Raw genomic sequence first — 14,194 nt, forward strand, 5'->3', positions numbered from 1 at the left:
TAAAAAGGGTTGCCTTTTGCAATAAAATTCGTATACTAATACGAGTGGTAGTAAACCAGAAGTTTACTATTAGAAAACTTCATACGGAGGAAATTATGGAAATTGGTGAGAAGTTAAGAAATTTGCGCATCCAAAAGAATTTGACACAAGAAGAACTAGGCGAACGCACAGATTTGTCAAAAGGGTATATTTCCCAGTTGGAACGAGATTTAAGTTCACCATCAATGGAAACATTCTTTTCTATTCTTGAAGTCTTAGGTGTCACTCCAGAAGAATTTTTTCATCAAGAAGCAGCGAATCTGCAAGTGGTTTATTCAAAAGAAGATCATACGGTTTATTTCGATGAAGAAAACGGGTATGAATTGGAATGGCTGGTGGCTGATTCGAATGAAAAAGAAATGGAGCCTGTTTTACTAACTTTTGAAGGTGCAGGAGAATATAAGACGTTTGAACCTTCATTATCTGAAACGTTTATTTTTGTATTAGAAGGGGAATTAGAGTTAAGCTTAGGAGAGACGGTCTATGTGGCAAAAGCAGGACAGTCGATCTATTATCAAGCGACAAAACAACATCAATTAAGGAATCATCTCAAAAAACGAACAAAAGTATTGATTGTCGCGACACAATCATATTTGTAATATAGGGGGTAAAAACGTGGGGAAACCAATCATTTCATTTGATCAAGTAGTGAAAAGCTATGATGATGAAACAGTATTAAAAAAAGTAAGTTTTGAGATCGAACAAGGAAAATTTTATACACTGCTTGGTCCTTCCGGCTGTGGTAAAACAACGATCCTACGTATTATAGCTGGATTCACTGAAGCTACAGAAGGGGACATCTATTTTGAAGGGAAACGGTTGAATGATTTGCCAGCTAATAAGCGACAAGTAAACACCGTCTTCCAAGATTATGCACTTTTTCCTCATATGAATGTTTTTGATAACGTTGCTTTTGGATTGAAGATCAAAAAAATGTCCAAATCTGATATCGAAAAGAAGGTAAAAGATGCATTGCGTATGGTCCAGCTTCCTGGATATGAGAAACGGGAGATCAGTGAAATGTCTGGTGGTCAAAGACAGCGTGTAGCGATTGCACGAGCAATCGTGAACGAACCTAAAGTATTGTTACTAGATGAACCGTTATCGGCGCTTGATTTGAAACTACGTACAGATATGCAGTATGAACTGCGGGATCTGCAACAACGATTAGGGATCACGTTTATTTTTGTGACTCATGATCAAGAAGAAGCGTTGGCGATGAGTGATGAGATTTTTGTCATGAATAAAGGGAAAATCGTCCAAAGTGGTACGCCTGTAGATATTTATGATGAGCCAATCAATCATTTCGTTGCTGATTTTGTTGGGGAAAGCAATATCGTGGACGGTGTGATGATCGAAGATAATCTAGTTGAGTTTGTTGGTAAGCAATTTGAATGTGTCGATGGCGGGATGCGCCCGAATGAGCCAGTTGAAGTTGTTTTACGCCCAGAGGATTTGACGATCACGACACCAGATAAAGGAAAGCTAGTCGTAACGGTCGATACTCAGCTGTTTCGTGGTGTCCATTATGAAATCATCTGTTATGATGAACAGCAAAATGAATGGATGGTCCATTCGACGAAAAAAGCTAAAGAAGGAAGCAAAGTAGGATTGGCCTTTGAGCCAGAAGATATCCATGTCATGCGTTTCAACGAGTCTGAAGAAGAATTCGATGCACGTCTTGACAGTTACGAAGAATAGGGGGGACAAGAATGAAAACAATGCGCAGGATCTATTCCGTCCCTTATATTTTGTGGCTCGGTTTATTCGTGATCGCGCCTGTATTAATGATCATTTATCAATCTTTTTTTGATATGAATGGGCAATTCACGCTGAATAACTATCTATCTTATTTTACGTCGGGGACATCGCTTTCTATGACGATCAATTCTGTATGGTATGCATTTTTGATCACGTTTTTTACACTGATCATTAGTTACCCGACTGCTTATTTTTTAACAAAACTGAAGCACAAGCAATTATGGCTGATGTTGATTATTTTGCCTACATGGGTGAATCTGCTGCTTAAAGCTTACGCATTTATTGGAATTTTCAGTGTTCACGGCAGCGTGAATCATTTCTTTGATTTTATCGGGATCGGACCGAAACAGATATTGTTCACAGACTTCAGTTTCTTGTTCGTCGCAACGTATATCGAGATTCCATTTATGATTATGCCGATTTTCAATGCATTGGAAGAGATGAATCCTTCTTTGATCAGTGCCAGCAGAGATTTAGGAGCGAATAGCTTTGAGACCTTCCGACGAGTGATTTTTCCATTATCATTAAATGGTGTGAAAAGCGGCGTCCAAGCAGTCTTTATTCCTTCTCTTTCTTTATTCATGCTCACTCGTCTGATTGGTGGAAACCGAGTGATCACTTTAGGAACAGCTATCGAACAGCATTTCTTGGTTACGCAAAACTGGGGGATGGGTTCTACGATCGGTGTGATTTTAATCATTGCTATGTTTATCGTGATGCTCCTGACAGGCGAGAAGAAAAAAGGAGGTCGCTCATAAATGAAAAAATTTAAATGGTCGTATCTTTATTTAGGGATCGTCTTTTTATTCTTATATGCACCGATCTTCTATCTGATTTTTTATTCCTTCAATGAAGGAGGAACGATGAACAGCTTTACAGGGTTCACTTGGGAAAATTATGAAGCTGTTTTTGAAGATACTCGTTTGATCATTATCGTATTGAATACGTTCATGTTGGCTTTCTTATCTGCATTGATCGCCACGATCATCGGGACATTTGGGGCTATGGGGATCTATTACACGAAGAAACGACGTGCACGGACAGCGTTGTTGAGCATGAATAACATCTTATTAGTCTCTCCTGATGTTATTATCGGTGCTAGTTTCTTGATTTTCTTTACACTACTAGGGTTCGGATTAGGTTTTCAGAGTGTATTGCTTTCCCATATTGCTTTCAGCATTCCAATCGTCGTCTTGATGGTCTTGCCAAAATTGCAAGAAATGAACGATTCAATGGTTGATGCGGCTAGAGATCTTGGTGCGAATAATTTGCAAGTAGTCAAAAATATCATTTTGCCTTATCTTTCTCCAGGGATCATAGCTGGGTATTTTATGGCATTTACCTATTCTCTTGATGATTTTGCGGTTACGTTTTTCGTCACAGGAAATGGCTTTACAACGCTCTCAGTAGAGATTTATTCTCGTGCAAGACAAGGAATCAGTTTAGAAATCAATGCGCTAAGTGCATTAGTTTTCTTGTTCTCCATGATATTGGTCATTGGTTACTACTTCATTAGTAAAGAAAACCGTCCAAAACGGTTGAAGAAAAACAGAAGAGTACGCGAGGGGGTGGCACGGCTACGATGAAAAAATTACAATCTCTGTTTTTAGGTATTCTCATCATTATTGCGGTGCTGCTGCTTGGTGTACGTCAACTTGAAAAAACAAGTGGCATGAGTGGAGCGAAGGTACTGACGATCTATAACTGGGGGGATTATATCGATCCTAGTTTGATCACGAAATTTGAAAAAGAATATGGATACAAAGTAAATTATGAAACATTTGATTCTAATGAAGCGATGTTCACAAAGATCCAACAAGGTGGAACAAACTATGATATCGCTATTCCAAGTGAATATATGATCCAAAAAATGATCAAAGAAAAACTAGTGCTACCCTTAGATCATTCAAAGATCAAAGGATTAAATAATATCGATCCACGATTTTTAAATTTGGATTTTGATCCAGATAATCAGTATTCGATTCCATATTTTTGGGGAACTTTAGGGATCGTATATAATGATAAATTCTTTGATGCAGATCAAATCCAGCATTGGGATGATTTGTGGAAGCCGGAATTGAAAGACAGTTTGATGCTGATTGATGGTGCACGAGAAGTTATGGGGCTTTCTTTGAATAGTTTAGGCTATTCTTTGAATAGTAAGAATATGGCACAGCTGACAGAAGCAGCAAATAAATTGAATCATCTAACACCAAATGTCAAAGCAATCGTGGCTGATGAGATCAAAATGTACATGATCAATGAAGAAGCTTCCGTGGCAGTAACATTTTCTGGCGAAGCTGCCGATATGATGTGGGAAAATGAACATTTACATTACGTGATCCCACCAGAAGGGTCCAATCTTTGGTTTGATAATATCGTTATGCCAAAAACCGCGAAAAATAAAGAAGGTGCCTATGATTTCATCAACTTTATGCTAGAACCGGAAAACGCGGCACAAAATGCAGAGTATATTGGTTATTCTACACCAAACGAAAAAGCAAAAGCGTTATTGCCAAAAGACATTTCGTCGGACGAACAATTTTATCCATCTGATGACACGATCTCTCATCTTGAAGTCTACGAAGATCTAGGATCGAAATACCTAGGCATCTATAATGATCTATTCTTAGAATTCAAGATGTATCGGAAATGATGGCAAAACTCAGTAAAACTTGGGATTTATCAACCTTCTAAAGAGAGAAAAAGCGACCTATTTCTACCTGATTTTTCCAATTTTCTACCAAAAGCGGCTGAAAATTCCATAAGGTAGGGGATAATTTGATATATAGAAAGAACAATAAACAAAGTTGGTTTGATTTTTTCTGAAAATATTGTAGCAAACGTCGTCACAGTTTTTCATGTATCAGTTGGTAGGAATATGAAGACAGAAATAAAGAGAAAATAAAAAGTACTAAAGCTTCTAAATTTTTAGCTTTAGTACTTTTTAGTATCCAATTTCTCAGTTTAACTCAGAAAAAGTGAGTTCTGTAACTGATAGCTCAGTGTAATTTATTGCCTTTCAACTCCTTATTTTTGTTTATTTTGACGGAATCTATTACTACTTGGTCATTAAATATCTTCTTTTTATTCATTATTGCTGTTTCACCGTTTTTCTACATACATAATAAAGATCATAATTGTTTAAATTCACAGTGATTGTTCCCATTTTTACTACTTGCCTACAATGATTAATCTACAAAAATTATTGGTGTGATATTGTAAATAAGCTCAAATTTCTTTAAGTCGTCTTTGAAACGTTTAGATAGGTTATGTGAACCAATCATTTTTAATCCTTGAAAATATTCTAATAAATCATTTGCTCGTCCAGATTCTTCTGTTAAATGATCGAAAAGTAATTTATAAAAATTACAGTAAACACCTGTATCTCCAAAAAATAACAGTCTGTGACGAACATCAGCTATCTTCTCTAAATATTTTTTAGCTAAAACGGTTTCTTTTCGTTCGAGCATTAATAAAAAAGCATTGTTATACATACCAATCAATATGGAATGAAAAATCTCAAAATCTTTATTTTTTTCTATTTTTCTTTCAATGTCTGATAATCTACCGTTTATGTAATTTGTTTCAAAAACAAATAAAAGAGTAGTAAAGGTTGCCATTTCAAATCTTCCCCAATCATCAACAGCTTCCAAATAATTTTTTAACTCGGATAGATATTCTTTATCAGAGTTGTTTAGTTTTCTTTCGCTATCTGCTAATTGATACCAACCGATCGTCTTAGCAACTAAATAATTCCTGATATCTACTATATTATTTGTATTTCTGGCTTTTTTTCGAAGTGCTTGCAACATATGTTGAGAAATTGATTTGTCTTCTCTGATTTTCTTTATTAATTTCTTTAAGCTCCAATTCTTTTCTCTTAGGATATCTTTGTCTAAATAAAAAATAAATTCATCTAAACTTAAATTCATCTTCTCCAGTAATTCAATTAAAACAAAAAATGGAATATTTGTTTTGCCATTTTCGTATTTCACAAAAGTTTCTCTAGTTATTATTCCCTTTGATAACTCTTTTTGAGAAAGCCCTCTTTCTACACGGAGTTTTCTCAATAATTTATGAATTTCCATATTTCCTCCGTTATTTTAATTTTTATGATGTGAAAATTTTGACCATAATTTAAATTTCTGTTTCTTAGCTACTATAATAACACATAAATAAAACATGCAAAGAACAAAACAAAGAGGTGGTGAAAATATGTTTGCTATTTTTTTAAATCATTCAAAGATTGGTTCATTGATGTTCGCTGATTTTTTAAGGGTAAGGAGAAAATTTTTTGATAAATGAAAAGATAAGAAATGTGATTTTTTTCAATGATAACACAATTTTTAGTTTTGATATTTTTATACATCCGGAGATTTATATAGAAAATCAAAGAATATTTGATAAAAGAATTCCCAAATTGGAAATGATAGTAGATTCAATAGGATTACTAATTTGCAATAAATTAATAGAAACCAAGAAAATCAGTTTGAAAGAACTATTTCAATGGTTTCAAGAAGAATTTCCTGATGTGCCAAAAGAAAATTTAAAAAAAGACCTAGTAGTTTTTCTACAAGCCTTAAATAATAGGGGGATTATCAATTATACACTTCCTAAAAGAACCTCTATTAAAGAAAAAATCTCTTGTAGTATTAAAAAAATTCAAAAAAATTTGCGAACCAGTCATAGTATTCACAATGAAAAAACGTTAAAAATTTTCTTGGAAGTGTGCTTTCATGTTTTAAAAGAGAATTTCCCAATAATTACTTTCGTATGTGGAGTAAATTTATTATGTTTACTTTTTCTGTTCTTATCTTTTCAAGAAATTCGTTTAGAGTTTTTATGGATTCTATTCCCAGCTTTTTCCTATCTCGTTTTGCTAATGAGCATCATACTTCATGAAACCACTCATTTGATTTTATATAGGAAGATCACTCATCATAATCACGGGTATTTATCAATAAAAACTTTATCTATGTCAATTGTTAGAGAAAAAGTATTAGATAGAAAATCTAATATCCTCATTACGTTTTCAGGAGCGATTTTTGTTTTCTTTTTAGGTGTTCTACTCTATTTCTTATCAGATAATTTGTGGATAAGAATACCTGCTTTTATTTTTATGTTTCACATTATCAATTTATTGCCCTTCTTTGGTGACGGACATACGATTATTACAGAACTACTAAATTCTAATGATTAGTAGTTTTGAAATGATAAAAAAATTAAAGGAGATTCTATTATGGATTATTCAGCACCAACTATTACAAGTCAAAATATTTATTTGGCAGAAGATCAAGTTGTTTGGTATACCGTTGCAATTGCTATTCTTCTATTACTTGCTGTTACAATTGTTGCGGCTTGTGTTTTGTATTGCTTGACTAAAGGGAAGAGTTTCACTGGTTCTTGGAGTTATGTAAACGGAAGTGGGTCTGTAAGACTGGGCTGTAAGTAGCAATTACTGTCTACGATCATTTATTTAGCCCATGTGAAAGTATGCAATTTGTTAGAAGCTATCCATATCTTTATTTAATCGGATAGCTTTTCTTTTGTTTAATCAATTCTATTGGATGTAGAGGATAAAATATGTTAGCTATTAATGATTTAAATAAAATATACAAAAACTCTGAAAATGGAGTAAAAGAAATTTCTTTTCAAATTTCAAAAGGAGAAATTCTTTGTTTGGCAGGACCGAATGGTTCAGGAAAAACAACTTTACTAAATTCTATTCTCGGAATAATAAAGAAAGACAAAGGAAGTATTTCTTTATTTGGACAAAATGTTGATAATGATGCTATAAAAAATAGATTTGCCTATATTTCTGATGAAATTATCTTAATCGAGGAATTGACAGGTTTTGAGTACCTTGCATTTATAAAAAGTATGTATAAGGGAATCAATAAGAACCAGATTATTACATTATTAAAAATATTTGATTTGGAAAAAGATATAGACAAGCTAATCAGTTCTTATTCTCACGGTATGAAGAAAAAGTTGCAGATTATTTCAATGATTATGAAACCATTTGATGTCTTAGTTTTAGACGAACCCTGTAGAGGATTAGATGTCGAAGCTGTTTATGTTCTGAAAAAAATAGTGGATTCGTTTAAACGCAAGGGGAAAATAATACTTATTACTAGTCATGATTTACTCTTTATTGAAGAAATATGTGACAAAATTTTAATTTTAACTCGTGGAATAGTAGTAGGAGGTGGTACTCCTGAAGAAATCAAATCCCAATATAAAAAAAATAAAATAGAAGAGGCATTTCTTGAGGCGGCATTTTTGAAAGAAAGGGAGAATGAAATTGATTGTTATCTTGAAGATTATTTCGATGTTATCGAAAGTATATAGAAATAAAATCAATCAAGTTCTAAATTCAAAAGAAAAGAGAATTGGAATGTTTCTTTCTGTTTTTATCATAATCGGAATTTCTGCTTTACTAGCAAATATTCTAACACATGATATTGTATCTATTTTTTTAAATGGGAATTTAGAGATACTTTATTCTGCAAATTTAACCTATTTAATATCGCTATCAATCTTTACTTTTTCTATTTTTATTGTTTTAAAATTTCTTGATCCAGATGAATCTAAAATTTTAAGAAACTTGGATAGGTTGCCTATATCTAAATTAGCTATGTATATTGGATATTATTCTTTTCCGTTAAGCATACAGGTAGCAATACCTTCTATCTTATTTTCTATAATTATCATTCCACAACTTGTAACAAATGGAATATCAGTTTCTCTGTCATTAAGAATAGCAGGAATTTTCTTATTACAATCAATATTTATCACTTTATTAATGAATTTGTCTTATAATATTTTATTTTTTTTAGGAATACGCATGAAAATTCCCTTTGCTAAAAGTGTTTCTTTATTGGTGCAAACGATTATTATATTGAGAATTGTTGTTACTTTGCTTGAAAATATTCAAAATATCTTACTAAATTACGAAACATTTTCTTATAATATCTTATTCTGGAACTTGGGATTTTTAGGCCATATTATTTTAGAGAATACCTTTTCTGTTAATCTTTTACTTCTTGTTTTAGTAGAATTAGTAATATTTATTGCTTGTATCCATAGTTTTGCTTTGCTTTCTTCCATTCAAGATAAAAATGAATATCAATCAAAAGTATTTGCTAAAATCAATAATACCAAAAGCTTAAATATTAGTCTTATTCTTAAAGATATGAAATTATTGTTACGCTCTGAAAATACAATTCTTTTAATTCTTCTACTATTAGGATTAAATATCTTTACACTACTGAGTCATCTTCCAATATTAGATATTCTTATTAAGATAGATGCTGGCTTGTTAGGTACACTTGGCTTTCTAAGTTATGGCGTAGATGAAAAGATGTTAAGTTTTTATAGAATTTTAGGAGTTAAGAGAAGTCAATATTTTTTAGGGAAGTTCATCAGCACATTTGTTGTTACCTCTTTCTTCTTTTTATTAATGCTTCTTTTTAAAGTTCCAAGTTTAAGAGAATGCCTTTTTGGTTTAGGAATTTTAGCAACTTCTACTCTTAGTTCTATTATTTTGGGTGTTTTCTTTCCATACAGTAAAGAAAATCCATTATCGCAAACTAGCCTTATATTGGTTTGTGTACTAGGCTTATTTCCGATTACTTATTTAATTAACCTTTTTAATAGTTATTCTAGTATTATCCAAATCACATTAGTAACAATTTTTATTGTTACTGGTTTTATCATAACAAATCACGTATTTAATACTAAATGGGAGAAAGAACGACTATGAAAAAAATAATTCTTGACATCTTTAAATATAGCGGCGTTTCATTTTTTGCAACATTTTCAATTCTAGTTGCGTTGATAATTCCTAATGGAGTAAATAGTTTTTTAAACGGAACAACTTTTCAGGCACCATTGAACCTGTTAACTATATCAGGAATTGTAAATGGTTCTGAAAATTCATTAGAAATACATTTTACACGAATCTTTTTTTGGCAAATATTACTTTTATATACTTGTTTAGCATTTATGATTTTTGGAATAGTGTATGCTAAAAAAAATAAAAAAGCTGTTTATTTGGTAATATCATTAGCAGCAATGGTTACACTTGTATTAGGTTCTACTCAATTATCAAGAATTAAACAGGAGCCTTTAAAAACAACTACAATTCAAGGTATAGACTCTATCATGGATAGTAAGGGGAATAGTATTGTTTACATTGGTAGAGAAAATTGTCCAGACTGTATATTATATAAACCAAAATTAATTTCTTATTTGGAAAAGGAAAAACTAGAAATTAATTACCTAGATACTACTGGAAATAAAACCGATGTTGATAATTTCAGAAAATATTATAATAAATTAGGTGTCGAAAGTATTCCTGCTGTAATTTTTATAAAAAATGGTAAAGTAGAACGCATCTTATATGGGGATAAGGAAGCTGAAAATATAGAACGTACCATAAAACTTTTTAAAACCTCATAAGACGGAAATAATGAAGAAATCAGCAAATTTGCATAACTATAATAAAAAGGACCTAGTTTTGATGGGAAATTTTTCAAAACTAGGTCCTTTTTATGTAGTTGAAACGGGTATAATTATTTTAAGGAAGTGATCTAAAGATAACAAATTAGTTTTTGTTTGTTCTTATCCCCTATTGACTTTTCTTTCAAACATGCTATTCTAATTTTATTCTAATAGTATCCGATGAGAAGGAAAGTAGACAGGAAATGGTTCAAGAGAGGCTTTGGTTGGTGTAAAAAGCTAGAAGTTGACTGTCGAAAATGGCCTTAGAGGATTTTTTGTCGAAAGGTAGGCAAAAACGAACAGTCTTTCGTTACCAAGACCACTGATTTTATTGTCAGGCTGAGAGAAAGAATGTTTTTTCTGAAAAAAGGTGGTACCACGAGTATAATCGTCCTTTTACTAGTATTTGCTAGTAAAAGGATTTTTTTTTACAAAAAACAAAGAAAAGAGTGAGTGAAATGAGCAAAAACAAACCATTTACAGTAGATCATGTCGGAAGTTTCTTACGTCCGCAATCGATCAAAGAAGCAAGAAAAAAAGTTCAAGAAGGCTTACTTTCAAAAGAAGAACTTCGTACAATCGAAGATCAGGAGATAAAGAGATTAGTAGAAGATCAAAAAGCAGTGGGCATCAAAGGAATTACGGATGGCGAATTTCGGCGCGGATTTTGGCATCTTGATTTTTTAGAAGAACTAAATGGTATCGAAGGCTATGTTCCAGAAACTGGATATAATCAAACATTCCACGGGAAAGCAGCTCCAGCTTATAATATTCGGGTAGTAGATAAATTATCTTTCAATACAAACCACCCATTTTTAAAAGATTTTGCTTTTCTGAAAGAAGTAGTGGAAACAGATGATACTTTTGTCGCAAAGGCAACGATCCCTAGTCCCACGATGATTTTACGACAAGAGATTCTATCTAACGATGGTTCTTCAAAAATCAATGAGATCTATCCTGATCTATCTGATTTTTATGAGGACTTGTCATCTACTTACAAAGCAGCCATCCATGCTTTTTATGAAAAAGGTTGTCGCTACTTGCAATTCGATGATACAAATTGGGCGTTTTTAGCTGATCAAACTAAAAGAGAAACACTTCTTCAAAAAGGAATTGATCCGAAAGAAGTGGCCCATATTTGTACAGAGATTATCAATAACGCACTGGAAGACAAACCAGAAGATTTGACGATCACGACACATATCTGCCGTGGTAATCACGCTTCTTCTTGGCTGTTCTCCGGTGGATATGAACCCATTGCAGAAGAGTTGTTTTCAACGAATTATGATGGTTTCTTTTTGGAATACGATTCTGAACGAGCAGGTGATTTTACCCCTTTAAGACATTGGAATAACAAAGAAAGTAAAGTCGTTTTAGGATTAGTTACTTCTAAGTTTCCAGATTTGGAAGATACGGAGAAGATAAAAGAACGAATAAAAGAAGCACAACAATTTATACCGTTGGAAAATCTAAGTATCAGTCCTCAATGTGGGTTTGCTTCAACAGAAGAAGGAAACCATTTAACAGAAGAAGAACAATGGAAGAAAATCCAATTATTGCAGAAAGTCGCAAAAGAAGTTTGGCTATAAAAATGTGAGGCTTGGCAAAAAAAAGCGTCCCAAAAAGTCGGCTTTTCATGGAGTGGAGAAATCCACTCTTTTTTATTTACCTTTTATATTATTTATTTGTTAAACAAATAGGAACAAAAAAATTAAATTACTTAATACACACATTAGGGATCATTCATTGAAGGATTAGAAGACAACGAGGATGGCGAAAAATATGATTACAATAGAAAAGTCGTTCTAAACAAATCAGTTCCTAGTATCACACAACGCAAGCCAGTCGATTTGGTGAGATTAGAGGAGTGAAAGCAAACTTTATTATATAAGAAAAAATATTCGAAAGGGATGATAGTTTAGGTACTAGTGCTGATGAATTAATATTATGCCTCGTAATATTAGGCGTAGTTACTCTAGAGACATCACTATGGACTATGATTTGTCTCAGAGTCACAACATGTTTTTTTATGAAAAGAAACGCCTAAAATAACCAAACTGCGGGATGTTTAAACTTTCTTAAACTATAACCTAATAAATGTGAAGAAATAATGCACAATTTCTACACATTTATCTTCTATTCTATATACATACCAACCAACAACCCTATATACTTTTTCATTTTTACTCCTCAAGTAAAAATAACTCCTAGACCGCGGCTACCCACCGCGGTCGTTTTTTATTCTTCAATCAAAATCGCTTTGATACCCAAACCTGCCAAGATTCGGGCAGAAGTATAAGTATTCAATCCTCTTCTGAAAGTAATGTAAACTTTTTTATCTTTTGGGATTTCATTGATTCGATCTCGTAACTCATTCATTGGAATATTTTTTGTTGCCGAGATACTGCCAGAAGGTGCTTTATTAGGTTCACGTATATCTAAAAAGAACGCTTCTTTCAAATCGTTTTCGGGTATATCGCCTGCTTTGATCGTTTCTACGATATTCGTCATTTGATTGATTGCGACATAACCAGCTATATTCAACGGGTCACGGGTAGTAGAATACGGTGGAGAGTAAGGCAACTCCAAATCAGGCAAATCAAAGACTGTCAAGTTTCCGGTGATCGCTACAGAAAGTTCTCCCATCCGTTTATCGACACCTTTTTCTCCAAATGCTTGTCCACCTAAAATACGACCGCTATCTGCATCAAAAATCAGCTTTAGATTTAATCTTGTAGCTCCAGGATAGAAATAGGCATGGTCAAAAGGAGTGATAAAAACAGTTTTGTAATTCGTTATGCCTGATGCTCTTAGTGCATGTTCTGTCATTCCAGCATAACTTGCTGTATGATCAAAGATTTTTGCGACACCCGCACCAATATATCCGCGATAGCGCATAGGCGTACCATTTAAAATATCTGCCAGCATGTGTCCTTGACGATTGGCCGCACTGGAAAGCATACTTTGAATCGGCTGCCCAGTCACTACACTAGTCGTTTCGATAATATCGCCAATCGCATAGATGTCCGGCAGATTGGTTTGTAACTGGTCATCAACAATGATCTGTCCTGTATCTGATAATTGTATGCCGGCTGCTTTCACCACTTCATTATTTGGAGAAACACCAACAGCAAAGACAAGCATATCAGTGGAAAGGACGGAGCCATCTGATAATACTAATTCTCGACCTTTTTCACGGATCTCAGTAACTGTTGTTTCTAAATGAACGGTTAATCCTTCTTCCAGCAATTTGTCATAAACTAGATCAGCGATTTCTGGATCATAAGGGAAAGCGACTTGCGGCAATTGATCGATTAAAGTCACGTCTAAGCCGCGATGTTTGAAATTCTCAGCTAATTCCAGACCCATGACACCTGCGCCAAGAATGACGACATGTTGTGGATCTTTTTCTTCCAGAAACGATTTAATTCGATCCGCATCCGTTACACTGCGAAGGACAAAGCCGTTTTCTGCTTCAAAAGCTCCGGGAATATCCGGGTACGCTGGTCTAGCACCAGAAGAGATGATCAACTTATCGTAATCCGTTTCTGTCTCTTCATTTGTAGATAGGTCTTTAACTAGTAATCGCTTAGCGGAAGGATCGATTGCTATTACTTCGTGTTTAGTAAATACGTCGATGTTGTTTTTTGTTTTCAATATTTCTGGTGTACGTTCGATCAGCGAGTCACGGTCCGTGATCACACCACCTAAATAATAAGGCAAAGCACAACTTGCGTAAGAAATATTCTCTCCGCGTTCATAGATAATGATTTCATGTGCTTCATTCAATCGACGGAAACGAGTGGCAAATGAAGGACCGCCAGCTACACCGCCAATGACAACAACTTTCATAAAAACATCTCCTTTTCTACGTTGATCGTACTAT

The 14,194-nt window shown here is 33.6% G+C and carries 13 protein-coding genes and 1 other annotated feature; of the genes, 11 read left to right on the forward strand and 2 right to left on the reverse strand.

Features of this window, described 5'->3' with window-relative positions; genetic code table 11:
* The first annotated feature begins 95 nt into the window (after positions 1-95).
* From KFO35_RS06485 to KFO35_RS06505, 5 genes are read left to right on the forward strand one after another with little or no spacing between them, the layout of a single operon-like run.
* Entirely contained in the window at positions 96-638 is a 543-nt protein-coding gene (locus tag KFO35_RS06485) for a helix-turn-helix domain-containing protein (protein WP_002287040.1), read from the forward strand.
* Positions 639-654: 16 nt separating this feature from the next.
* Entirely contained in the window at positions 655-1,740 is a 1,086-nt protein-coding gene (locus KFO35_RS06490; RefSeq protein WP_002320231.1) for an ABC transporter ATP-binding protein, read from the forward strand.
* A gap of 11 nt (positions 1,741-1,751) precedes the next feature.
* The gene (locus tag KFO35_RS06495; protein WP_002287038.1) at positions 1,752-2,558 is read left to right on the forward strand and encodes an ABC transporter permease; all 807 of its coding nucleotides are present in this window, start codon (positions 1,752-1,754) and stop codon (positions 2,556-2,558) included.
* Complete coding sequence (locus KFO35_RS06500; protein WP_002308417.1) at positions 2,559-3,386, forward strand: ABC transporter permease; 828 nt, start codon at positions 2,559-2,561, stop codon at positions 3,384-3,386.
* Complete coding sequence (locus KFO35_RS06505; protein WP_024635601.1) at positions 3,383-4,456, forward strand: ABC transporter substrate-binding protein; 1,074 nt, start codon at positions 3,383-3,385, stop codon at positions 4,454-4,456. Before KFO35_RS06500 ends, KFO35_RS06505 begins: the two co-directional genes overlap by 4 nt.
* A 535-nt stretch (positions 4,457-4,991) precedes the next feature.
* On the opposite strand, the gene KFO35_RS06510 is transcribed toward KFO35_RS06505, so the two are convergent.
* Complete coding sequence (locus KFO35_RS06510; protein ID WP_002308420.1) at positions 4,992-5,891, reverse strand: helix-turn-helix domain-containing protein; 900 nt, start codon at positions 5,889-5,891, stop codon at positions 4,992-4,994.
* Positions 5,892-6,097: 206 nt separating this feature from the next.
* On the opposite strand from KFO35_RS06510, the gene KFO35_RS06515 reads away from it, so the two are divergent.
* The 6 genes from KFO35_RS06515 (at position 6,098) to KFO35_RS06540 (ending at position 11,897) form a co-directional block, all read left to right on the forward strand.
* Complete coding sequence (locus tag KFO35_RS06515; protein WP_070703583.1) at positions 6,098-7,003, forward strand: PqqD family peptide modification chaperone; 906 nt, start codon at positions 6,098-6,100, stop codon at positions 7,001-7,003.
* A 39-nt stretch (positions 7,004-7,042) separates the two neighbouring features.
* The gene (locus tag KFO35_RS06520) at positions 7,043-7,255 is read left to right on the forward strand and encodes a hypothetical protein (protein ID WP_002308423.1); all 213 of its coding nucleotides are present in this window, start codon (positions 7,043-7,045) and stop codon (positions 7,253-7,255) included.
* A 131-nt stretch (positions 7,256-7,386) separates the two neighbouring features.
* Positions 7,387-8,154 carry an ABC transporter ATP-binding protein gene (locus KFO35_RS06525; RefSeq protein ID WP_070704552.1) on the forward strand — a complete coding sequence of 256 codons (768 nt, stop codon included), beginning with the start codon at positions 7,387-7,389 and terminating at the stop codon, positions 8,152-8,154.
* The gene (locus tag KFO35_RS06530; protein WP_227326314.1) at positions 8,135-9,568 is read left to right on the forward strand and encodes a hypothetical protein; all 1,434 of its coding nucleotides are present in this window, start codon (positions 8,135-8,137) and stop codon (positions 9,566-9,568) included. The genes KFO35_RS06525 and KFO35_RS06530 overlap by 20 nt, the downstream gene beginning before the upstream one ends.
* Positions 9,565-10,266, forward strand: coding sequence for a thioredoxin family protein (locus KFO35_RS06535; RefSeq protein ID WP_070872207.1), 702 nt, complete (start codon positions 9,565-9,567; stop codon positions 10,264-10,266). Before KFO35_RS06530 ends, KFO35_RS06535 begins: the two co-directional genes overlap by 4 nt.
* Before the next feature lie 213 nt (positions 10,267-10,479).
* Positions 10,480-10,707, forward strand: a binding site (T-box leader).
* 59 nt (positions 10,708-10,766) lie between these two features.
* Positions 10,767-11,897 (forward strand): 5-methyltetrahydropteroyltriglutamate--homocysteine S-methyltransferase, encoded by a 1,131-nt coding sequence (locus KFO35_RS06540; RefSeq protein ID WP_156272331.1) that lies wholly within the window; start codon positions 10,767-10,769, stop codon positions 11,895-11,897.
* A gap of 649 nt (positions 11,898-12,546) precedes the next feature.
* Here the strand turns inward: KFO35_RS06540 and KFO35_RS06545 are convergent.
* On the reverse strand, positions 12,547-14,160 hold the full coding sequence (locus KFO35_RS06545) for an FAD-dependent oxidoreductase (RefSeq protein WP_070704539.1): 1,614 nt from the start codon (positions 14,158-14,160) through the stop codon (positions 12,547-12,549).
* Between the last annotated feature and the right edge of the window lie 34 nt (positions 14,161-14,194).

Origin of the sequence: Enterococcus lactis (genome assembly GCF_015751045.1) — a bacterium.
GTDB classification, from domain to species: Bacteria; Bacillota; Bacilli; order Lactobacillales; family Enterococcaceae; genus Enterococcus_B; species Enterococcus_B lactis.